The organism is Staphylococcus sp. AC872 (genome assembly GCF_979255425.1).
Window position 1 is genome coordinate 82,199 of record NZ_CEEDKW010000005.1, and the last position, 23,048, is coordinate 105,246.

The window sequence follows — 23,048 nt, forward strand, 5'->3', positions numbered from 1 at the left end:
TCATTTATTATAATTTTTTTACTAATAATTCTACCATTTCACTTGAAGAAACTGCAGCCTTACCTAAAAATTCCTCAAACGTCATATCCGCTTCACCATTTGCTAAATCAGATACTGCTCTTGTGATTATAAAAGGAACTTTAAATTGATAACATACTTGTGCAATTGCTGTTGCTTCCATTTCAACTGCCATAGCGTCTGTAAATCGTGATTTTATTAATTTACGTTGTTCTGCACTACCTATAAAACTGTCGCCACTCACTATCAAACCTGTTTTAGCATTTAAATGTTGTTGTTGAACCACTTCAACAGTTTCACTTAATAATTGTTCATTAGCTTCATATTTTTCAGGCATTTGCGGAATTTGTCCTAATGCATATCCAAATGCAGTAGCGTCAGCATCATGATACGTCACATCATTGCTGATCAATACATCACCAATTTCTAGACTTTCATCTAATGCACCGGCAGAACCAGTGTTGATAATGTATTTAGGATTAAATTTTTCGATGAGTAGTGTTGTTGAAATTGCAGCATTGACTTTACCTATACCACTTTGAGTAATGACAACTTCTTTATGATTAAGTTCACCTGTATAAAATTTAACATGTGCAACTGTAATTTCACTTAAATTCACTAATTTATCTTTTAAAATGGCAACTTCTTCTTCCATTGCACCAATAATACCAATCATTATTGTCCCACCTTACTTATATTATACTAGCATTTGTTATTCTATCACATTTTCATAATTTCAACGATACTACTCGCATTAAAAACGCTACCTATATATTACAAAAATAAAGCGCTAATACTATGAGGAGACATGACAAAGTAATTCATCGCTCGAACTGAGACAAAACAGTTCTCCGAAAATAGGATTGTTTAATAGGTTAACTATACCAAGTCAAAGTTTTAACATTTGACTTTTTAATCATCTATAATCCTATTTACTTTTATCAGGACCTCATTGTATTAACGCCCATTAATTATTTAGTTATTAAACAAAAACTATTATTTAACCTTTCCATAAACTTGCTAAATCTTGTAATGAAAAGATACCAGTTAAAATTGTAACGATAACAGCTACAATACCGAATACTAACATCCATGTAGGGTGTTTATAATCGCCAACAATCGATTTCTTTCTACTTGCAATTAAAATGACAGATAGTGTAATTGGTAAAATCCAACCGTTAATCACACCTGCGATTATAAGTAAACTTACAGGTTTACCAATGAATAAGAAAATGATTGTTGAAATAACTATAAATGTAATAACAATTAAATTATTCTTGTTGAAAAGTGATTTGTGCATTGTTTTTAAGAACGTAGCACTAGTATAAGCTGAACCGATTACTGAAGACATTGCTGCTGCAAAAATAACAACACCAAATATATTTTTCCCAATAGGTCCTATAGCATGTTCAAACACTGACGCTGGTGGGTTTTCAGAACTAAGAGTAACACCAGTTACAACAACACCTAATACTGCTAGGAATAATAATGTACGCATCACACCCGTAGTTAAAATACCTGCAATAGCTGAATGGTTAACAAATGGTAAAAATTCTTTACCTTTGATACCAGAGTCCAAAATTCTGTGTGCTCCAGCAAATGTAATATAACCACCTACTGTTCCACCCACTAATGTAATTATAGGTAAAATTAATTTGATTGGATGTTCAGGTGCGAAAGTATGTACCAAGGCATCTCCATATGGTGGATTAGATACAACCATGACATATGCTACGATTAATATCATAACGACACCTAAAATCATAGATACGACATCCATAATTTTTTGACCACTTTTACTAACAAAAATCAAAATTGAAAAGATAGCAGTAATCGCTGCACCCCATTTTACATCTATACCAAACATAGCGTTTAGTCCTAGACCTGCACCGGCGATATTACCAATATTAAAGGCTAATCCACCGAATGCAATTAAAACAGAGATAACTGTTCCAAGACCAGGAACAATTTTATTGGATACCTCTTGTCCTCTTAAGCCAGTAACAACAAGAACTCGCCAGATATTAATTTGTGCACCTATATCTATTAATATAGAAATTAAAATCGCAAACGCGAAACTAGCATAAAATTGTGCTGTAAATACTGCCGTTTGAGTTAAAAAGGCAGGTCCAATAGCTGACGTTGCCATTAAGAAAACTGATCCTAGCAATAATCTTTTATGATTTCTAGTGAATGTTGCTTTCCCATTATTGTTTGATGATAATTTTTCTCCCATATTAGAACCCCCTATAAGGACTGAATATCAATGCCTTCTTTCGTTAATTTTTCCCTAATTTTAGTTACAAATTCTAAAGCATGCGCACCATCGCCGTGAACGCATATCGTATCTGCTTGAAGTGTGATTTCTTTATTATTTTTAGATATAACTTTATTTTCTGTTACCATTTTAACGACTTGATTTAATGCTTCGTCAGAGTCAGATATCACAGCATCAGGTTCTTTACGACTAACAAGTTGGCCGTCATCTTCATAACGACGGTCTGCAAAAACCTCAGATGCAGTTTTTAAGCCTAATTTTTTAGCCTCTGATATGAGTAATGTATTAGCCAAACCAACAAATACCAACGTTTTATCAAAGTCATACACTGCTTGTGCAATCGCACTTGCAATTGACTTATCTTTAGCACCCATTTGGTACAATGCACCATGTGGTTTTACATGATTCATTTTCACATCATGAATCTGACAAAAGCCATTTAGCGCCCCTAGTTGATAAACTACAATGTTATATACTTCTTCAGGTGACATATCTAATTTACGACGACCAAAGCCTTGTAAATCAGGTAAACCTGGATGTGCTCCAATGCCAATGTTATGTCTTTTTGCTAATTGAATCGTTTCATTCATCACATTGGCATCTCCAGCATGGAATCCACACGCGATATTGGCTGAAGTGATTAGTGGAAGTATGTCTTTATCTCCACCAAAAGAATAGTTACCAAATGCTTCTCCTAAGTCACAATTTAAGTCTATTTGCATTATAAAGTCACCCCTTTAATAATTTGATGTTTTTCTAGGAATTTTATATCTACATTCCTAGCATCACCATCTGCATATGCAGGATAATTGAGTACTGCATATAAGAAATCAGCAGTCGTTGTAAAGCCGTCAATGACCATTTCATCTAACGTCACTTTTAATTTTTGGATTGCACTACTTCTATCCGCACCTTTAACAATTACTTTGGCTACTAATGAATCATAGTAAGGAGAAACCTTGTAACCTGGATAAAGCAGAGAGTCTACTCTGACGTTAAAACCTTGTGGTAAATGCAAAGCATTAACTTTACCCGGTGTAGGTTGGAATTGTTTTTCCGGATTTTCAGCATTTATTCTAGCTTCAATGACGTGACCGTTAAATCTGATATCTTCTTGTTTAAACGGTAACTCATCATGTTGTAATAAATAAAGTTGTGCGACTAATAAATCTCTATCCGCACGCATTTCAGTTACTGTATGTTCTACTTGAATTCTCGCATTCATTTCAATGAAATAATGTGCATCTTCAGTAACTAAGAATTCAATTGTTCCTGCACTTCTATATTTTGATGCTTTTGCTACTTTAACCGCATCTTCACAAATTCGTTCTCGTCTTTCTTCTGTAAGTGCAGCACATGGAGATTCTTCTATTAATTTTTGATTTTTTCTTTGTACTGAGCAGTCACGTTCACCTAAATGCACAAAGTTATCTTTACCATCACCAATAATTTGTACTTCAACATGTTTAGCAACTGGTATAAATGCTTCGACATATACACGATTATCGTTGAAATATTTTTCCCCTTCACTTTTGGCTTCTTTGAATGCCTTAGCTAATTGTTCACGTTCTTTAACAATTCGTATACCTTTACCACCACCGCCACTAGCAGCTTTTAAAACAACAGGATAACCAATATCTTTAGCAAGTTCTTCAATTTCTTCTACTGATTTTACTTCGTCAGTAGATCCAGGTATCACTGGTACGCCAGCGCCATCTACTGTTTGTCTAGCGGTTATCTTATCTCCCATCATTTCCATAGTAGTTTTATTGGGTCCTATAAAATGAATATTATTATCTTCAACTGCTTCAGCAAATGAAGTTGATTCTGATAAAAAGCCATAACCTGGGTGTATTGCATTTGCACCACTTACCTCAGCGGCTCCAATTATTCTTGGAATATTTAAATAGCTATCAAGAGGGTTTGCTTCACCAATACATATAGCTTGATCTGCTAACCCTACATGAAGACTATCTTCATCTCCTTTAGCATAAATTGCTACGGTTTCGATACCCATTTCTCTACAGGCACGAATAATCCTTACAGCAATTTCCCCTCTGTTTGCAATTAAACATCGATACATCATGTAAGCCTCCTTACTTCAAAGTCACTAATATTTGGTCATATTCAACATTTGTACCATGTTCTACAGCAATATTAGCCACTTCTCCAGCAATATCACTCGTCACTTCATTCATTACTTTCATGGCCTCTATAAAACCTATCACGTCACCTTTTTCAATTTTGTCTCCAACTTTAATTTGTGGTTCAGTTAATTCTTTACTATCTTGTAAAAAGAATGTTCCGACCATAGGTGATTTAATAGCATTTTCTTCAGTTTGAATATCTGTACTTTGTGTATCTTGTTGAGCATTTTGATTTGAATTACTGCTTGGGCCTTGTGAAACGGAAGGCGCTTGAGATATAACTTGACCTTCTGTGAAATCTAACTCTATTTCATTTTCAAAATCCTTATATTTAAATTTTTTAACATCATTTGCTTTTACTAATTTAATAATCTCTTCTATTTTTTTGGTATTCATTTGTTAAAATTCTCCTTTCATCAGATTCGCTAATTTTCTAGATGTTCTTCTCATACTTTTCATGTCGTATAGCGGCTGACTATTTATTTTCATTAATTCTTCTTTAAACTGTTTATTAAATTGATTTGTTTCATTTATAGCCTCTTCTACTGATATCCATTTAAAGCGAATCGACTCACCTGGTTGAAATTGAACTAATAGATTTAACCCTAATTGTGTAACTGTAGCAATTTTTGTATAACCACCAACAGTCTGTTTATCATTAAGTAAAATGATAGGATTACCATCATTAGGCACTTGAATACTACCTAATGCTACAGGCTCAGAAATAATATCGGCACTTTCTTCAGGTGCAATATTTTCTCCTTTAAGACGGAAACCCATACGATCTGACATCTCTGAAATTACATATTCATTTTCAGTTAATTTTGATTTTGCTTCCTCAGAAAATGATGCAATTTGTGGTCCTTCAATGATGTGTATTACATTATCTTTATTTGCAAGATTAATTTGAGAAGCACGTCCAATATTTTTCTTATAAGAAGGGTGCTCAATTGTTTGAATAACATCGTCTTTCTTTAAAGATCGTCCTTTGTATCCACCCATCTTACTTCTTGTGTGTGTCGAATAACTGTCAGCAATTAGTGGTATATCAAGTGGTTGTCCAAACGTAATATACCCTCTAGCACCTGTGATCGCATTACCAATCTCTAATATATCACCTGGTTTCACACCATATATAATCTGAGATTCGATTGCGTCACCATTGAGCGTTGCATTGAAGCGACCACCTGCTATTGTAAATGAATTCTCTTGTAAAAACTGTATCGTTGGACCAATAATTGTAAACTCCAATGCTGGGCCATTATTGCCAATGAGATGAGATGCAATTTGATAATGATGCTGATCAAGTGCACCTGCTTCTGAAAACCCAACGTTCATATAACCTTTACGACCAATATCTTGAACAGTAGTAAATAAACCTGGTTTCAAAATTTTAATACTCATTTTCGTACGTCACCCACTTATCTATTTCAAAATGTTCATCATTAATATCTGATACAATTTGGTCGTATTCACTTTGTGTAATGGCCTTAAATTGAATATAATCGCCAGCCTCATAAATCGTCATTGGATCTCTATTTAAATCAAAAACTTTTAATGGTGTACGTCCAATAATTTGCCAACCTCCCGGTGAATCTAGTGGATATAACCCCGTTTGGTTATTTGCAATACCTACTGAACCAGCGTCAATCTTAACTCTTGGTTCAGAACGACGTGGTGTATGAATGCGCTTATCTAATCCACCTAAATATGGGAACCCTGGCATAAAGCCTAGCATATAGATCAAATAAGCTTGTTGTGTGTGTATATCTATCACTTCTTCATTTGTCAAATTATTATAAGACGCAACCTCATCTAAATCTGGACCAAATTCTCCACCATATACAACGGGTACGGTAATAATCTTGCGTTGATTCTGATTATTTAGATTTGTGTCCGAAATTTGACTAAGTTCTAAATTTTCAATCAATTTAGTGCCATCGATACTCATATTATCGAATGTAATTAAAATAGCTCTGTAAGATGGGACAATATCAATAATATCCTTGTGCTTTTGATTCTGAATATATTGTACTGTCTTATTTACTTTTTCATATGTATTTTCACTAATTTCATTTTCGAAATAAATCATTAGTGATTGTTCATTAATCAATCTTGTTTCCAACTTACCAATTCCTCCCCTTTATATAGGACTTAGTTGTTGTACCATTCTATTGTATCATTTTCATTGTATATATGTTTAATAAGTAATTCGAATTATTGTTAATAACCAATTTGTCCCTATAAACAAAAAATTGCTCATTTCAACAATAAAACTAATTATACAAAATTTTCTATATTCTATTTAATCATAATCTTTTGTTTTTGTCGCTATTAATTATGTCATTTTCTATTGCTCAAACTAAAATCGAAGTATAGATTAAGTATTTTTCCACATAAAAAAGCAAGCATTGTAAAATAACAATGCTTGCAATGTTTATAGCTATTTTAATTATTTAATATCAACAATTTTAACGTTCATTTCTCCACCATTTGGTAATGGTACGCGGACTTCATCATCTAATGATTTACCGATTAATGCTGATGCCATTGGAGATTCATTTGAAATTTTACCTTTGAAAGCATCTGCTTCGGCAGAACCCACAATCTGGTAACTTTCTTCTTCATCACCTGGTAATTCAACAAAAGTCACAGTTTTACCAATTTGAACAGTATTATTGTCGCCAGTATCTTCGATGATTAAAGCATTTCTAATCATATGTTCAATACGTTGAATATCTTGTTCAATAAAACCTTGTTCATCTTTTGCTGCATCATATTCGGAGTTCTCAGATAAGTCACCAAATGAACGTGCAACTTTAATTTTTTCTACTACTTCTGGTCTTTTAACCGTTTTTAATTCTTCTAATTCTTGTTCTAGCTTTTCAAATCCTTCTTGTGTCATTGGATACTGTTTTTGATTTTCCATTATGTCATCTTCCTTTACTTTTAATACTATTGTTTACTAACTAAAGATTGAATCTTAGTAGTCATGATATCAATGGCTACCTTGTTACTGCCACCTTCTGGAATAATGATGTCAGCATGTTTCTTAGTTGGTTCAATAAATTGTTCGTGCATAGGGCGCACCACATTTAAGTATTGATTGATAACTGAATCCATAGATCGTCCACGCTCATGAGTGTCTCTTTTTAGGCGACGTAATATTCTTAAATCTGCATCCGTATCGACATATATTTTAACATCCATCATATCACGTAACGTCTTGTTTTCTAAAGCGAAGATACCTTCTACGATGATAACATCTTTAGGTTCAAATGCAATTATTTGTTCGCTTCTAGTATGACTTGCATAATCATAAGTTGGTACTTCAACAGCTTTACCATTTCTTAAATCTTTAAGATTTTGAATTAACAAATCGTTATCAAATGCAAATGGATGATCATAGTTTGTCTCCAAACGCTCTTCAAAAGTTAAATGTGATTGGTCTTTATAATAATAGTCTTGCGCTAATAATGCAATACTATGACCTTCTAGATTTTTCATAATTTCATTTGTGACAGTTGTTTTACCAGAACCAGAGCCTCCAGCAATCCCTATAATCGTCGTTTGTGTCATTACCCGATTTCCTTTCTCATCATGTTGTTCGCAAAGATTGGACGATCGACTTTAATTTGTACAATTTGCAATGGATGACGTGCAGCATCAAGTTGATTGCCTTCTTCATCATAAATTGTATCTACAATTTGTTTAAAGCTTTCTATTTCAGGCCCAAAGAATTCAATTTCTTGTCCTGGTTTAAAGTTATTTCTTTGTTGGATAGTAGCGATTTGCGTTGCTTCATCGTAGTCTAATACTAAGCCACAAAAATCATATGGTGATTTTTTAGATTGTTGTTCTCCAAACATTTGCTCTTCATAACCTGGTGTACCTTCAAAAAAGGCAGGTGCTGTATCTCTATTAGCACATTTATCTAATTCGATTAACCATTCTGGATTAATTGTGAAATGTTCTGGGTCTTCAGCATAAGCATCAATGACTTTACGATAAACAGAGACAACAGTTGCTATATAATGAATTGATTTCATTCGTCCTTCTATTTTTAATGAATCGACACCTAAATCCATCATTTGTGGAATAGATTCGATTAATTTTAAATCTTTAGGACTCATTGCAAATGGAACTACTTCACCATCTTCATAAAATAGATCTAATTCTCCATCATCGTCTACTTGTAATAAATCATAGTCCCAACGGCAACTTTGACAACAACCACCTCTGTTAGAATCACGTGCAGTCATATGATTACTTAATGTACATCTTCCTGAATACGCAATACACATCGCTCCATGAATAAAGGCTTCAATTTCAATATCAACTTTCTCTTTCATCTCTTTCATTTCCATCGCACCAGTCTCACGTGCTAAAACAACTCGGTCAAGACCTTCTTCTTTCCAAAATTCAACTGCTTTGTAATTAGATAATGATTGTTGAGTAGATAAGTGTATTTCTAACTTTGGCGCTACTTTTTTGCATGTTTCAATAATTAGTGGATCAGCAACAATTATCCCTGTAGCTCCTGTAGCTTCAAGGTTCATTAAATAGTCATCTAAGCCTTCCATATTATCATCATGTGCAATAATATTCGTTGTAACATATATTTTTGCGCCATATCGATTTGCAAATTCTACGCCTTCAGCGATTTCATCCATAGTAAAATTATCAGCATTTGATCTTAAGCCATATTCTTGTCCGCCTAAAAATACTGCATCTGCACCGTAATGTACTGCAATTTTTAATTTTTCTAAGTTACCAGCTGGAGCAAGTAATTCTGGCATCTTCATTTTAGTTTTTGAATCACCTTTAATGTCTTCTAATGTTTTCATGATTCAGCCTCCTAATATACTGTATGCTTAAATAAGAAACCTTCATCAAATGGACGATGTTCTGGTTGAATCTCTTCGATTGGGTCTACAAGCATAAATTTTTCATCTTCATATGTCTCAGGGTCTTCATTATAAAGATCAATTGCTTCACGATATTGTTGTGTGACAACGTTTATATATTCTTCAGTTTGTAAAATACCATCTATTTTAAATGCATCAATGCCTGCTTCAAAAAATGGTTCTAATTCCTCTATAAGGCATATATCATTTGGAGACATAATATGCGTGCCATTGTAATCTTCAAATACCGGGTATTTATTTTCACGTTCTTCATCATATAGTAATAAATCATTTTGATTATCACTACGTTGAATTTTCATTTGTCTGTCTTGGAATGTGTAATAATTACCTAATAACATTCTTTTTGATTGGAACATGCAAGTCATACCGTGCACTTGGACTTCGATTTCAACGTCGGCATGCGCTTTTATATTGAGAATTTCTTCAAGACTTAATTCTCTTGCTAAGACGGCTCTAGTTGCTCCCTTTTTCCCCCAATAATTACATTGGAAATAATTAGTGACTAATGTCTCAGCATCCCAATGTAATGGAATTGGATTGGACTGTTGTTTTACATACATCACAACTGCTGGATCACCAAAAATAATTCTATCCACCCGTATTTCATGTAAAAATTGAATATAATCTTCTAATGCAGCTAAATGATAATTATGGAATAAACCATTAACTGCGGCGTACACTTTTTTATTATTGTTGTGTGCTATTGTTACAGCTTTTGTCATATCTTCACGATTAAATTCTCCTGGAAGTCGTAAACCAAATTTTTGTTCACCAATAACAAATGCATCCGCACCTATGTCTATTAGTGTTTCCATATGTGTTAGTGACTTAGGAGTAACTAGTAATTCTGGCATAGTCATTCTCCTTTTATTGAAATTGCTAATCCATCATCCATATTTAAAAAGTTTGTTGTATAGCCATCTTGTTGCATTAACCACTCATTAAATTGTTGAACTTTTTTTACCATTTGTCGTACGTTTCTTGATCTTACAATATCTATGTCTGAAACAAAGCCATGGTAAAGTACATTATCAGTAATGACAATGCCACCTTCTCTAAGTAAGGGAGTGTATAACTCAAAAAATTTCTTTGATTGTGCTTTTGCTGCATCGATAAATAACATATCGAATGTTTGATCTTTAATTTTATCGAATTGCTCTAAAGCATCTCCCTCAATAAGACGTATTCGATGAGAATAATGATTATTTGAAATATTTGATTTAGCTTGATGTATCATTTCTGAATTTCTTTCGATTGTAGTTACTTGAATATCGTCCGATACTGAAGCGAATTGCATGGCGCTATATCCAATTGCTGTACCAATTTCAAGAATACGAGTTGTATGATTTATACGAATGATTTGTTTAATCATTTCTAATGTATTTCGATCGACGATAGGTACTTGATGATTAACTGCATATTCTCTTAAGGCTTCTATATGATTGTCATTAATTTTATGCAGATTAAGAATATATGAATGATTTGTATTCATTATAAAACGACTTCCTTTGTGTAAAATAACTACAAATTTATAAGGCAATAAAAATAAATCAGCCTATGTATTGATTTAAAGTATAAATCAATGAATTTGACTGATTACAACAACGCACAAATATATAACCGTTGTATATTAAAACGATGCATATAATATTTAACTCTAAATATTTTACCATAATTTCAGCGTGATTATAAGTATAAATCTTAATGGTACGACTCAAAGTTAAAATTTTAGAATAAGTTTATTAATGATAAAAACGCCTTATGCTTTGACATGTTGATGTCTTCACATAAGGCGTATTTTAACTTTATTATTCTAGTACTTATTCATCAATTTCAGTATTAACTACTTCTTCAATCATGTCCCATTCTTCGTCTGTTTCGATTGGAACTAATTTACCACCATCACCTGATTCATCAGGTTCATTAATCATTGGTACTAGTTCAATCATATCATCTTCATCTGTTTGTGCACCTTCTTCGGCTAACACAACATATTCTTTTTTAAATTCAGGGTGATAGAATTCTAACATTTTACGATAAAGTACTTCATTTCCTTCTTCATCATATAATGTTAAAAGTTCCTCTTCATTATTAATATTTAATTCTGTATCGTGATTATGTTCAGTCATTTTATTTCTCCTTTATGAAATAGAATCTAAATAGCCTTGTAATATAAATACTGCGGCCATTTTATCTATTACTTTTTTTCTTTTTTGCCTTGAAACATCTGCTTCAAGTAATGACTTTTCAGCAGCCATTGTACTTAATCGCTCGTCCCACATAATAATTTCTATAGATGGTAACGCTTCTTGTAGTTTCTCTTTGTATTGTAACGAAGCTTCTCCACGAAATCCAATAGAATTGTTCATGTTTTTAGGTAATCCGATAACTACTGTACCAACGCCATGTTTCTTAATGATGTCTACGAGTTGATCGATACCTAATTCATTATTATTTTCATCGATACGGAGTGTGTCTAAACCTTGAGCAGTCCAACCCATTAAATCACTAATCGCTATACCTACAGTTTTGCTACCTACGTCTAATCCGAGTATTTTATGTTTTAACATATATAGTTATTCTTTAGACTCAGATAAATAATTTGAAACAAGTTCTTCCATAATCACATCTCTGTCAATGTGACGTATTTGATTTCTAGCTTCATTTTGACGTGGAATATAGGCCGGATCGCCTGATAGTAGATATCCTACGATTTGATTGACGGCATTATAGCCTCTTTCTTCTAAAGTTCGGTGGACATTTTCTAATACTGATTTGACATCTTCTTCTGGAATATCTTCATATTTGAATTTCATTGTTTTATCAAAGTTTTCCATATCGTCACTCCTTCAATTCATAAATTGATTCTATTTTATTCTACACGAAGTTATGATTAAATTATATATTTTTAATGTAATCTTTAATAAAGCGTAATGATTCTGTGATGTTCTCTGGTTGTGTTCCGCCACCTTGTGCCATATCTGGACGGCCACCACCTTTACCACCTACAATTGGTGCCATATTTTTAATAATGTCACCAGCTTTAATTTTGTCAGTTTGGTCTTTCGGCACAGTAGCAATGATAGATACTTTACCATCTACGTTACTTGCAAGAATAATCACAGTATCTTGTAATTTAGACTTAAAGTCATCCATTGTTGAGCGAATTGCCTTAGCATTTGGCACATCTACTTCTGTTGCTAATACTTTTAACCCATTAATTGTTTCAACTTGTTCTTCAATATTGCCCATTTTAAGTGATGTAATTTCTTTATCTCTTTGCTCTAATTGTTTAATTAATGATTTTTCTTCATCTTGAATTTGTGTGATCTTATCTACAACTTGATCATCAGTTTTGACTTTAACTAAATCTTTAACTAAGTTAAATTGTTCTTGAATATGTTCTAGGTATAAGAATGCTGCTTTACCAGTTAAGGCTTCTATACGTCTTACTCCAGCACCAGTACCAGATTCACTTACTATTTTGAATAATCCTATTTCCGCTGTATTCTCTACGTGAATACCACCACATAATTCAATAGAAAATGGAGCCATATTTACTACTCTTACAACATCGCCGTATTTTTCACCGAATAAAGCCATCGCACCCATTGCTTTTGCTTCATCAATATTCATTTCTTGAATTCGAACGTCAATACCTCTCCAAATCTCTTCATTAACACGTCTTTCAACTTGGTTGATTTCATCTTGAGTCATTTGACCAAAATGTGAGAAGTCAAATCTCAAACGATTAGGTTCGACTAATGAGCCTGCTTGATTAACATGATCGCCTAAAACTTCTTTTAATGCTGCATGTAATAAATGTGTCGCGCTATGATTTTTTTGAATAGAACGACGCTCGTCTTTATTGACACTAGCATCTACTTCAGCTCCTTTAGTAACTTGTCCAAATTGTATTGTACCTTTGTGCAAGTTTTGACCATTTGGTGCTTTAGTTACCTCAGTTACAGCAATTTCAAAATGATCATTGCTTACGGTACCTTTATCAGCAACTTGTCCACCACTTACTGCATAAAATGGTGTATCTTTTAGCATAAAGTAAATCGTTTCTCCAGTATCCGCTTTATCAACTTCTTCACCATTTTGAATTAAATGAATCAATTCTGTTTGATAATCTGTTGTATTATAACCAACAAAATGACTTTCAGTAGTAATGTTCTTTAATACTTCACTTTGAACTTGCATTGATTGTGAATTTTGACGTGCTTGACGTGCTCTATCTCGTTGTTGTTGCATCTCCGCTTCAAAAGTTGTCATATCAACTGTTAAACCTTCTTGAGTTGCTAATTCTTCAGTAAGTTCGATTGGGAAACCATAAGTATCATAAAGTTTAAACGCATCTTTACCATTGATTTCTTGATTTCCTTCTTTAGCTTGACTAATGAAGCCATTTAAAATTGCTAAACCTTCTTCAAGTGTTTCATGGAATCTTTCCTCTTCAGATTTGATTACACGTTTAATGAATTCACTTTTCTCTTTCACATTTGGATAATATGGTTCCATAATTTCAGCAACAATATCAACTAATTTATACATAAATGGTTCATTAATTCCCAATGTTTGACTGAAACGAACAGCTCTTCTTAATAATCGACGTAATACATATCCGCGTCCTTCATTTGCAGGTAATGCGCCATCCGCTATCGCAAATGAAATTGTTCTAATGTGATCAGCAATAACTTTAAACGCTACATCTTGATCAATATTTTGCAGATATGTTTTACCAGAAACTTGTTCAACCTCATTAATAATTGGCATAAATAAATCTGTTTCATAGTTAGTACGTACATTTTGTGAGATAGACGTCATACGTTCTAATCCCATGCCAGTATCAATATTTTTATTAGGTAATGGTGTATATGAGTGGTCTTTATTATGATTAAATTCACTGAATACTAAATTCCAAACTTCTAAGTAACGTTCATTCTCACCGCCAGGATACATTTCTTCCTCTGGATCATCTTTACCGAAGTCTGCACCACGATCATAGAATATTTCAGTATTGGGTCCTGAAGGTCCTTCACCGATATCCCAGAAGTTACCTTCTATTCTTATAATACGACTTTCTTCTAAGCCAATTTTCTCATTCCAAATTTTATATGCTTCTACATCTTCTGGATGAATCGTTACATATAACTTTTCTGGTTCCATACCCATCCATTTTTCACTAGTTAAGAATTCCCATGCAAATTCTATCGCTTCGTTTTTAAAATAGTCACCAATTGAGAAATTACCTAACATTTCAAAGAAAGTATGGTGTCTTGCTGTAAAACCAACATTTTCGATATCATTTGTACGAATCGCTTTTTGTGAGTTAACAATTCTTGGTTTTTTTGGTGTTTCTCTACCATCAAAATATTTTTTTAACGTAGCAACACCTGAGTTTATCCATAGTAAACTATCATCATCGATAGGTACTAATGGTGCTGATGGTTCAACCATATGCCCTTTTTCAACGAAGAAATCTAAATACTTTTGTCTAATTTCACTTGCTTTTAAATTTTTCATCCACTTACACTCCCTGAATTTAATTTATGAGCTAATAGCAAATAATGTATAACTGTTTCTATTGTTTAAATGTAAACAAAAAACGCTCATCCTCAAAAAGGGACGAACGTTGTCGCGGTACCACCCTAGTTATAAGATGTTGGGTTAGTATCAATACTGCATTTATAGAAAATAGCAATTTGATAATCCAGAATAAAGGATTATATTATGCTAACCGTTTCTTATCACTTTAGTCTCATGATTAAATTGACACAAAGTAGCGTTCAACAATTTTAATTGTACTTTTCACCAACCAGTACATCTCTTAATATTAAAAATTGTCTACTCATCTTTATGCGAACTTAAGTTTATTTTAATTTTATTGGTTTCAATTGTCAACGTTTAGCAAAGTCATATGGGGACATTTCTCCCATATTTATCATAGGATCAATTTGATAAATTGTGTCTTCAGATAATTCAATACTCATTGATGTATCGGATGTAGTTTGATCTTTTACATTACTTTGCTTATCCTCAAAGTTTACAACTTGAATATCTTGATGTTGGTCTTGAAGATTTGCATTCTCATGGTCTTCTATTTTACTTTCTTTAAAGTATTGGCTCAGTATATCGTATAATTGTGTTAATCTTTTCTGTCCATTTGTATTTAAACCAATATCAAATGCCTGTGGATCACCTAATAGAACTAAAGATTGTTTCGCACGTGTTAATCCTGTATATAATATTGGACGCTGCAACATTCTAAAATATTGTTTAACTATAGGCATAATCACAATCGGAAACTCTGAACCTTGTGATTTATGAATAGAAGTACAATATGCATGTGTTAATTCGAGTAAATCTTGGCGCGTAAATGTTATTTCATTTCCTTCAAAATCAACGACTAAGACATCTTTATTTAAAGCATTTTCCTTAGCCCAAAATATACCGACAATCACACCAATATCGCCGTTAAATATATTATCATTCGGACGGTTAACTAATTGTAATACTTTATCGCCTTTTCTAAATACGACATCACCAAACTCAATTTCTCTAGTATCTTTTTCTTTTGGATTTAAGATGGTTTGTAATATTTGGTTTAATCGTTTAATACCTGCATTCCCTTTATACATTGGGGCAAGCACTTGGATATCGCTCATATCATAGCCTTTATTAACAGCACTATTAACTACTTTCTCGACAACTGTTGGAATTTGATCTGTACCACAATTGATAAAACTTCGATCATGAAATCGTTGTGTAATATCAATAGGTTGTCCCAGTTTCATTCGATGAGCTAGTTCAATAATACTAGATCCATCTTGTTGGCGATAAACTTCTGTTAAATTGACTCTTGGTATGGTTTTAGAATCAATTAAATCTTTAAACACCTGACCAGGGCCTACAGAAGGTAATTGATCTTCATCACCCACTAGAATAATTTGAGCATCTAAAGGTACGGCACTCAGAAATTGGTGAAATAGCCAAGTATCTACCATAGACATCTCATCAATAATGATGAGACGTGCATTAATTTCATTATCCAGTATATCTTCTGGTTGTGTGTCTTGATTCCAACCAATCAATCGATGTATCGTCATAGCCTCTAATCCAGTTGACTCTTGTAATCTTTTCGATGCACGACCGGTTGGTGCTGCTAAAACTACAGGATAATCGTCTTCCTGATAATCATCATAATCTAAAGAAATTCCATGAACTTCTGCATACAATTCAACAATCCCTTTGATCACAGTAGTTTTACCTGTACCAGGACCACCTGTCAATAACATTACTTTAGAATTGATAGCTGTCTGTAAAGCTTCCTTTTGTGATTCTGCATAGCTTACTTCATTGCTCGTTTCTATTTCACCAATATGAATTTGTAAATCAGATTGTTCTATCTCTTTCAACTTGCTAGTATGCGTTTTGATTCGGTATAAATTTTGAACACTTTTCAATTCTGAATAATATAAACTTGGTATAGATACTTTTTCATTATCAACTATGATTCTTTTCTCTTCATTTAGCTCTAATAACATTCGATGAATGTGTTCTTGTTTTATTTGATTATCATCATGATTACTATTTTGCGTTAAGACGTTGTATGTTGCTTCAATGATTTGATCATGAGGCATATATGTATGACCTTGTTTAATACATTCTTCTTCTAATGTAAATAACAAACCTGCCTTTATTCGTTCAGGTGCATCAAATTGAATACCTATTTTTTGTGCTAGTTGGTCTGCTTTACTAAAGCCAATTCCCTTGATGTCATACACAAGTTGGTAAGGGTTTTTATCTAGAACATTTAATGTTTCTGCACCATAATATTGATAAATTGAACTTGCTAATTTAGGGCCGAAACCTAAATCATGTAATCGAATCATTACTTTCTCTGATTCTTGATTAGAAGCGATTTGTTCAGCAATTTGTTTTTGTTTCTTCTTAGGTAAACTTGGAACTTTTTCAAGCACACTTGCATCATTCAAAATATCGTTTATTGCATTTTCTCCTAAAGTATTCACTATATTTTGCGCAGTTTTTTTACCGATACCTTTGAATAAATCACTGGATAAATAACTGATGATCGCATCTTTAGTCTGTGGTAATTCTTTTTCAAATGTTTCTGCTTTTAGTTGTTTCCCATAACGAGGATGTTCTACTGTTTGACCCTTAAACGTATAAACGTCCCCTTCGACAACATTGGGAAGAAACCCTACTACTGTTGGCATCGTATCAAATGATTCATTAGTCTCAATTGTATCCACTTTTAAAACAGTATAAAAATTATCACTATTTTGAAATAAAATAGTTTCGACAGTACCTTTAATCATTGAATAATCAAATAGTGTAGGGTCAGTCATTGTATTACTCCTCTTCTTTAATTGCTGTAAACGTTTTTAATGCGTGTTGACTCAATAAGTGACCAGAATCAATCTTAATCGCTTGGTTGAAATATTCGATTGCTTCATCTACGTCCTCATTTTTCATATATGTAGCAAGTCCTAAGTTATATATTGCGTCAACATGATTTGAATCGATTGATAGTACTTTTTTTAATTGTTTAATAGCTTGATCAAACATTTCTAATTGACATAATACCAACCCATATTGAAACTGTACTTCTGTATCTTGTTGGTGATCTTTTTCTGCTGCAGTCATTAAAAATGGTAATGCTTCTTTATGCGCATTTAATTGGTTAAAAGACATTCCTATCATGTAATTGCAATCAACTGGTTCTATATTGTACTTCATGGCTTGTTGATATAATTTAATCGCTTCTTTAAATCGATCTTGATTATAATAGACATTTCCTAAATTATAATAAATGGCGCCATTTTCAGGGTCAATTGTTATCGCTTTTTGGAAAAAGCGTTCAGATTTTTCAATTTCGCCTGCATCTGCTAATACTATTCCAGCATTAATATAATTTTCTGTGACTGTTGGGTCTTCTTCAATATTATCAAATAAAGCCTTTAACGCTTCTTCTAACTGACCCTCTTTGATAAATTGATATATCGTTTTTTGATCAATCATATTTAATGAGACAACTCCTTATATCATCGTTAAATAACTATTGGTTCTTTCTTAGTTAAAACTGATAATTACCGTTCAAAATTAGTTTAAATATATTTTATCATGATATGTATGAATTTTTAAAAGTATACTAAGTAACGTACATACTATTTGTATATATAATTAAAAAAATTGCCGTTAATCCTAAAACCACGTCCATGAATTAACGGCAAAACTTTATACTACATAGCTTAATTGACCAGAATTTTTATAAACGTCATCAATAGTTGCGCCTCCAAGACATACCTCATCATTATAAAACACAACTGCTTGACCAGGTGTAATCGCTCTAACTGGTTCATCAAATGTGACTCTGATTGCTTCATTATTCTCTCTTTGAACAAAAACTTTAGTATCTTTTTGGCGATATCTAAATTTAGCAGTACAATAAAAGCCTTTCTCTAAATCAACATCTTGTTCATTTACAAATGATACATCTGAGGCAATTAAATAGTCACTATATAATGCGTCATGATGGAATCCTTGTTCAACATATAACACATTATCTTCTAAATTTTTACCTACTACAAACCATGGATCTCCATCTCCACCAATACCTAAACCATGTCTTTGGCCGATTGTGTAATACATTAAGCCACTATGCACACCCATTTTTTTACCATCAAGTGTGACCATATCACCTGATTGTGCTGGGAGATATTGTGATAAAAACGTCTTAAAGTTTCTTTCTCCAATAAAGCAAATACCTGTTGAATCTTTTTTCTTAGCTGTAGCTAGATCCTGTTCTTCAGCAATTTGACGAACACGTTTTTTGTCAATATCACCAATTGGGAACATGACTTTAGAAAGTTGCTGTTGTGAAAGTTGATTTAAAAAATACGTTTGGTCTTTATTGTTATCAATGCCTCTCAACATTTCAACATGACCGTCTTCATGTCTTCTGATACGTGCATAATGTCCTGTTGCTACGTAATCAGCACCTAATTTTAAAGCATGTTCTAAAAATGCTTTAAATTTAATTTCTTTATTACACATGACGTCTGGATTTGGTGTACGACCTTTTTTATATTCGTCTAGAAAGTAAGTAAATACCTTATCCCAATATTCTTGTTCGAAGTTAACTGCGTAATATGGAATACCAATTTGGTTACAAACAGCTATAACATCATTATAATCTTCTGTAGCTGTACAAACGCCGTTTTCATCAGTATCATCCCAATTTTTCATAAAAATGCCAATCACATCATAGCCTTGCTCTTTTAATAGATGGGCTGTTACTGAACTATCGACACCACCTGACATACCTACGACTACACGCGTATCTTGATTTGTCACGACTATTCCTCCTTAAATTTATGATATATTTTATGAATTTCTGCAACTATATATTTAACTTCTTGTTCTGTAGTCATTTCATTAAAACTAAATCTCACTGAATGTTTAGCTCTTTCTTCATCTTCATACATAGCTGCTAACACATGTGAAGGTGTCGTTGATCCCGCTGTACAAGCAGAACCAGAAGATACATAGATTTGACTTAAATCGAGCAGTGTTAACATTGTTTCCACATCAATAAATGGAAAATATAAATTAATGATATGACCTGTTGTATCGACCATTGAACCATTAAGCTCAAATGGAATAGCACGTTCTTGCAAACTCACTAAAAATAATTCTTTTAAATTCATTAAATGTATATTATTTTCATCCCTATGTTGTTGAGCTAATTCAATCGCCTTAGCAAAGCCAACAATCTGGGCTAAGTTTTCTGTTCCTGCACGACGTTTTGTTTCTTGTTCACCACCAAGTTGAGTAAATTGGATTGGTGTATTTTCTCTTACCAGTAAGGCACCAACGCCCTTAGGACCGCCAAATTTATGACCAGTGACGCTCATTGTGTCAAATTTAAAATCATCAAAATCTATATCTAAATGACCAATGGCTTGCACTGCATCAACATGGAATAATGCATTCGTTGAGGTAACAATATCTTCAATATCATACATTTGTTGAACCGTTCCGACCTCATTGTTCACAAACATGATAGAAACAAGAATCGTTTTATCTGTAATAACTTCTTCTAATTGATCTAAATCAATAGCACCCGTATCATCTACATCTAGGTATGTTACATCATAACCTTCACGTTCTAATTGCTCAAACACATGCAATACAGAATGATGTTCTATTTTAGTAGTGATTAAATGATTTCCAATATGTTCATTAGCTTTAACTAAACCTTTTATCGCTGTATTGTTAGATTCAGTAGCACCACTAGTAAAGATGACTTCTGATGGTTTAGCTCCTAAACATTTAGCCACAGTTCTACGAGATTCATCTAAATATTTACGTGCGTCTCTTCCAATTGAATGTATTGAAGATGGGTTACCATAATGTGATTGGTATATATCCATCATCACCTCTACAACTTCAGATTTAACTGGTGTTGTTGCAGCATAATCTGCATAAACTTCCATGTTTGACACTCCTCACAAAATTATCAATGTTCCTATAATAGCACCTAGAAACGTATTTTTCTACCTATCTGTTTGACAAATATAGTTAGTATAATTTTAACATTTTATTGCTATAGTTGATAATATGTATTAGTCTAAATCTTGAATTATATACTTAACTAGCATTTTGTCATAAATTGAATAGTAGTTTTGTTATGTGTAATGAGCAATTTAATATTTTATTGTAGTAATCATTGTTATACTTCATATACTATTTTTACTATGGAGGAAATTTTGCTATGAATAAACTTAAAGTATCAGCATTAAATTTAGTACCTATTAGAGAAGGACAAGATGATAGCGACGCTTTAAATGACATGATTGATTTAGCACAACATTTAGAACAAGTAGGTTATGAAAGATATTGGATTGCCGAGCACCATAATGCACCTAATTTAGTAAGTTCTGCGACTGCATTATTAGTTCAACATACTCTAGAACATACAAAAACGATTAAAGTTGGTTCTGGTGGAATAATGTTGCCAAATCACGCACCTCTTATAGTAGCAGAACAATTTGGTACAATGGCTACTTTATTTCCTAATCGAGTAGATTTAGGTTTAGGAAGAGCACCAGGTACAGATATGATGACTGCAAGTGCATTGCGTAGAGACCAACATAATGGTGTTTATCAATTTCCAGATGAAGTAGATCAATTACAACAATATTTTGGACCTGCAAATCAACAAAGTTATGTACGTGCCTATCCAGCTGTGAATAAACAAGTTCCGTTATATATATTAGGTTCTTCAACTGATTCGGCACATGTGGCTGCTAGAAGAGGTTTACCATATGTTTTTGCTGGACATTTTGCACCACAACAAATGAAAGAAGCCATACAAATATATAAAGAGTTATTTGAACCTTCAGAGGTATTAAGTGAACCTTATGTTATTATAGGCTTAAATGTTATCGTTGCAGACACTGATGAAGAAGCAGAATATTTAGCTAGTTCAATGGCTCAAGTAATGGTAAGTATTACAAGAGGCAAAATGCAACCAGTACAACCACCAACAGATAAATTAGATCAAGTGTTAACGCCTAGGGAATTGGAGATGGCGAAGCAACGAATCAACTCATCAATGATTGGTTCTGAAAGTACAGTTAAACAAAAAATTAAAGATTTTATTGATTATTATGGAGATATCGATGAAATCATGGGTGTAAGCTATATTTTTGATCAACAAAAGCAACATGAGTCATATCAAAAATTCAAACATATTATCGATACACTATAATTTATTTAATTCAATTATACTGAAACGTGATATTGGCGTTTCAGTATTTTTAATATATAAAAAAAAGAGGTAGCGCTATTGCACTACCCCTTTACTTATAAGAAAACGATTATTTATCGTCTTTATCTTCTTTTTTATCTTTGTCGCCTTTACCAGTATCAGTATACTCGTTAATTGTATCTTTAGCTTTGTTTACTTGCTCATTATCACTGTTTTTGAATTTTTCTGCTGCGTCTTTTGCTTTATCCATGAATCCCATAAATATAAGCTCCTTTCAGATTTAAAACTAATTTGTATTTGTTAAAACTTTAATTTTAACTTTATTACATCAATCACTTTATGAATAAGATTAATTCAACAATTGTTATGATGTATATTCTATTCATACCACTTGGTCAAGGAACTAAACATATGTATCAAATAAAATTTAGAAACTTTGTACTAAAAGCAATTTAGAATTTACGTATCGCACGTATCAAACGCTTGATTGTAGGATTTGAGTAGGTAAACTAATCAATCTATTAAATTAAAAAAATATGGAAATTAATCCATACTTTTTCATAAATTTATAATCCTTTTGTATAAAACCTCTATAAAGGGGCCGCCCAACTTGCATGGTCCGTAAAAGTTGGGGAACCAATTTTTCAATGTTGGGGCCCTTGCCCAACTTGCATTGCTTGTTGAAATTGGATTCCCAATTTCTCTTTGCTGGGTCCCTTGCCCTTCCTACATTGTTTGTAGGTTTTCTTTTCGAAAACCTCTATGAAGGGGCCGCCCAACTTGCATGGTCCGTAAAAATTGGGGAACCAATTTTTCAATGTTGGGGCCCTTGCCCAACTTGCATTGCTTGTTGAAATTGGATTCCCAATTTCTCT

General features: G+C 32.9%; 22 protein-coding genes. 1 reads left to right on the top strand and 21 read right to left on the bottom strand.

Annotated elements, in window-relative coordinates; genetic code table 11:
• Nucleotides 1-7: 7 nt before the first annotated feature.
• The 20 genes from mtnN to ACZ267_RS09245 form a co-directional block, all read right to left on the bottom strand.
• Nucleotides 8-694, bottom strand: a complete 687-nt coding sequence (gene mtnN, locus ACZ267_RS09150; RefSeq protein ID WP_002466220.1) for a 5'-methylthioadenosine/S-adenosylhomocysteine nucleosidase — start codon at nucleotides 692-694, stop codon at nucleotides 8-10.
• Nucleotides 695-1,018: 324 nt separating this feature from the next.
• Entirely contained in the window at nucleotides 1,019-2,254 is a 1,236-nt protein-coding gene (locus ACZ267_RS09155) for an NRAMP family divalent metal transporter (protein ID WP_002466218.1), read from the bottom strand.
• An 11-nt stretch (nucleotides 2,255-2,265) separates the two neighbouring features.
• Nucleotides 2,266-3,018 carry a 5-oxoprolinase subunit PxpA gene (gene pxpA, locus ACZ267_RS09160; protein WP_002466216.1) on the bottom strand — a complete coding sequence of 251 codons (753 nt, stop codon included), beginning with the start codon at nucleotides 3,016-3,018 and terminating at the stop codon, nucleotides 2,266-2,268.
• Complete coding sequence (locus ACZ267_RS09165) at nucleotides 3,018-4,379, bottom strand: acetyl-CoA carboxylase biotin carboxylase subunit (protein ID WP_026088916.1); 1,362 nt, start codon at nucleotides 4,377-4,379, stop codon at nucleotides 3,018-3,020. The genes pxpA and ACZ267_RS09165 overlap by 1 nt, the downstream gene beginning before the upstream one ends.
• Before the next feature lie 13 nt (nucleotides 4,380-4,392).
• Nucleotides 4,393-4,839 (bottom strand): acetyl-CoA carboxylase biotin carboxyl carrier protein, encoded by a 447-nt coding sequence (locus ACZ267_RS09170; protein WP_015364948.1) that lies wholly within the window; start codon nucleotides 4,837-4,839, stop codon nucleotides 4,393-4,395.
• Between the two features lie 3 nt (nucleotides 4,840-4,842).
• Nucleotides 4,843-5,847, bottom strand: a complete 1,005-nt coding sequence (locus ACZ267_RS09175) for a 5-oxoprolinase subunit C family protein (RefSeq protein WP_015364947.1) — start codon at nucleotides 5,845-5,847, stop codon at nucleotides 4,843-4,845.
• The gene (pxpB, locus tag ACZ267_RS09180) at nucleotides 5,837-6,568 is read right to left on the bottom strand and encodes a 5-oxoprolinase subunit PxpB (protein WP_002466221.1); all 732 of its coding nucleotides are present in this window, start codon (nucleotides 6,566-6,568) and stop codon (nucleotides 5,837-5,839) included. Before pxpB ends, ACZ267_RS09175 begins: the two co-directional genes overlap by 11 nt.
• A gap of 327 nt (nucleotides 6,569-6,895) precedes the next feature.
• A complete protein-coding gene (gene greA / locus ACZ267_RS09185) occupies nucleotides 6,896-7,372 on the bottom strand; it encodes a transcription elongation factor GreA (RefSeq protein WP_002451829.1) in 477 nt (158 codons plus the stop codon).
• A 26-nt stretch (nucleotides 7,373-7,398) separates the two neighbouring features.
• Nucleotides 7,399-8,022 carry a uridine kinase gene (gene udk, locus ACZ267_RS09190; protein ID WP_079449026.1) on the bottom strand — a complete coding sequence of 208 codons (624 nt, stop codon included), beginning with the start codon at nucleotides 8,020-8,022 and terminating at the stop codon, nucleotides 7,399-7,401.
• A complete protein-coding gene (locus ACZ267_RS09195; protein WP_079449027.1) occupies nucleotides 8,022-9,290 on the bottom strand; it encodes a peptidase U32 family protein in 1,269 nt (422 codons plus the stop codon). Before ACZ267_RS09195 ends, udk begins: the two co-directional genes overlap by 1 nt.
• Nucleotides 9,291-9,301: 11 nt before the next feature.
• Complete coding sequence (locus tag ACZ267_RS09200; protein ID WP_019235934.1) at nucleotides 9,302-10,225, bottom strand: peptidase U32 family protein; 924 nt, start codon at nucleotides 10,223-10,225, stop codon at nucleotides 9,302-9,304.
• Between the two features lie 2 nt (nucleotides 10,226-10,227).
• Nucleotides 10,228-10,863, bottom strand: a complete 636-nt coding sequence (locus ACZ267_RS09205) for an O-methyltransferase (RefSeq protein ID WP_015364944.1) — start codon at nucleotides 10,861-10,863, stop codon at nucleotides 10,228-10,230.
• 328 nt (nucleotides 10,864-11,191) lie between these two features.
• On the bottom strand, nucleotides 11,192-11,500 hold the full coding sequence (locus tag ACZ267_RS09210; RefSeq protein WP_002466733.1) for a DUF1292 domain-containing protein: 309 nt from the start codon (nucleotides 11,498-11,500) through the stop codon (nucleotides 11,192-11,194).
• A 12-nt stretch (nucleotides 11,501-11,512) separates the two neighbouring features.
• Entirely contained in the window at nucleotides 11,513-11,941 is a 429-nt protein-coding gene (ruvX, locus tag ACZ267_RS09215; protein WP_002466731.1) for a Holliday junction resolvase RuvX, read from the bottom strand.
• A gap of 6 nt (nucleotides 11,942-11,947) precedes the next feature.
• On the bottom strand, nucleotides 11,948-12,208 hold the full coding sequence (locus ACZ267_RS09220; protein WP_002451822.1) for an IreB family regulatory phosphoprotein: 261 nt from the start codon (nucleotides 12,206-12,208) through the stop codon (nucleotides 11,948-11,950).
• Nucleotides 12,209-12,269: 61 nt separating this feature from the next.
• Complete coding sequence (gene alaS, locus ACZ267_RS09225) at nucleotides 12,270-14,900, bottom strand: alanine--tRNA ligase (RefSeq protein WP_002466736.1); 2,631 nt, start codon at nucleotides 14,898-14,900, stop codon at nucleotides 12,270-12,272.
• A 374-nt stretch (nucleotides 14,901-15,274) separates the two neighbouring features.
• On the bottom strand, nucleotides 15,275-17,746 hold the full coding sequence (gene recD2 / locus ACZ267_RS09230) for an SF1B family DNA helicase RecD2 (RefSeq protein WP_002466734.1): 2,472 nt from the start codon (nucleotides 17,744-17,746) through the stop codon (nucleotides 15,275-15,277).
• 4 nt (nucleotides 17,747-17,750) lie between these two features.
• Nucleotides 17,751-18,419 (bottom strand): tetratricopeptide repeat protein, encoded by a 669-nt coding sequence (locus tag ACZ267_RS09235; protein WP_019235936.1) that lies wholly within the window; start codon nucleotides 18,417-18,419, stop codon nucleotides 17,751-17,753.
• A 216-nt stretch (nucleotides 18,420-18,635) separates the two neighbouring features.
• Nucleotides 18,636-19,754 carry a tRNA 2-thiouridine(34) synthase MnmA gene (gene mnmA / locus ACZ267_RS09240; protein ID WP_015364942.1) on the bottom strand — a complete coding sequence of 373 codons (1,119 nt, stop codon included), beginning with the start codon at nucleotides 19,752-19,754 and terminating at the stop codon, nucleotides 18,636-18,638.
• 2 nt (nucleotides 19,755-19,756) lie between these two features.
• Nucleotides 19,757-20,896 (bottom strand): cysteine desulfurase family protein, encoded by a 1,140-nt coding sequence (locus ACZ267_RS09245; protein WP_015364941.1) that lies wholly within the window; start codon nucleotides 20,894-20,896, stop codon nucleotides 19,757-19,759.
• A gap of 278 nt (nucleotides 20,897-21,174) precedes the next feature.
• Here ACZ267_RS09245 and ACZ267_RS09250 point away from each other — a divergent pair, with 278 nt between their 5' ends.
• Nucleotides 21,175-22,173: an LLM class flavin-dependent oxidoreductase gene (locus ACZ267_RS09250; protein WP_015364940.1), complete on the top strand. Its 999-nt coding sequence runs from the start codon at nucleotides 21,175-21,177 to the stop codon at nucleotides 22,171-22,173.
• Between the two features lie 109 nt (nucleotides 22,174-22,282).
• Here the strand turns inward: ACZ267_RS09250 and ACZ267_RS09255 are convergent, their stop codons facing one another.
• Nucleotides 22,283-22,432 carry an SAS049 family protein gene (locus ACZ267_RS09255; protein WP_002451815.1) on the bottom strand — a complete coding sequence of 50 codons (150 nt, stop codon included), beginning with the start codon at nucleotides 22,430-22,432 and terminating at the stop codon, nucleotides 22,283-22,285.
• Nucleotides 22,433-23,048 lie beyond the last annotated feature (616 nt).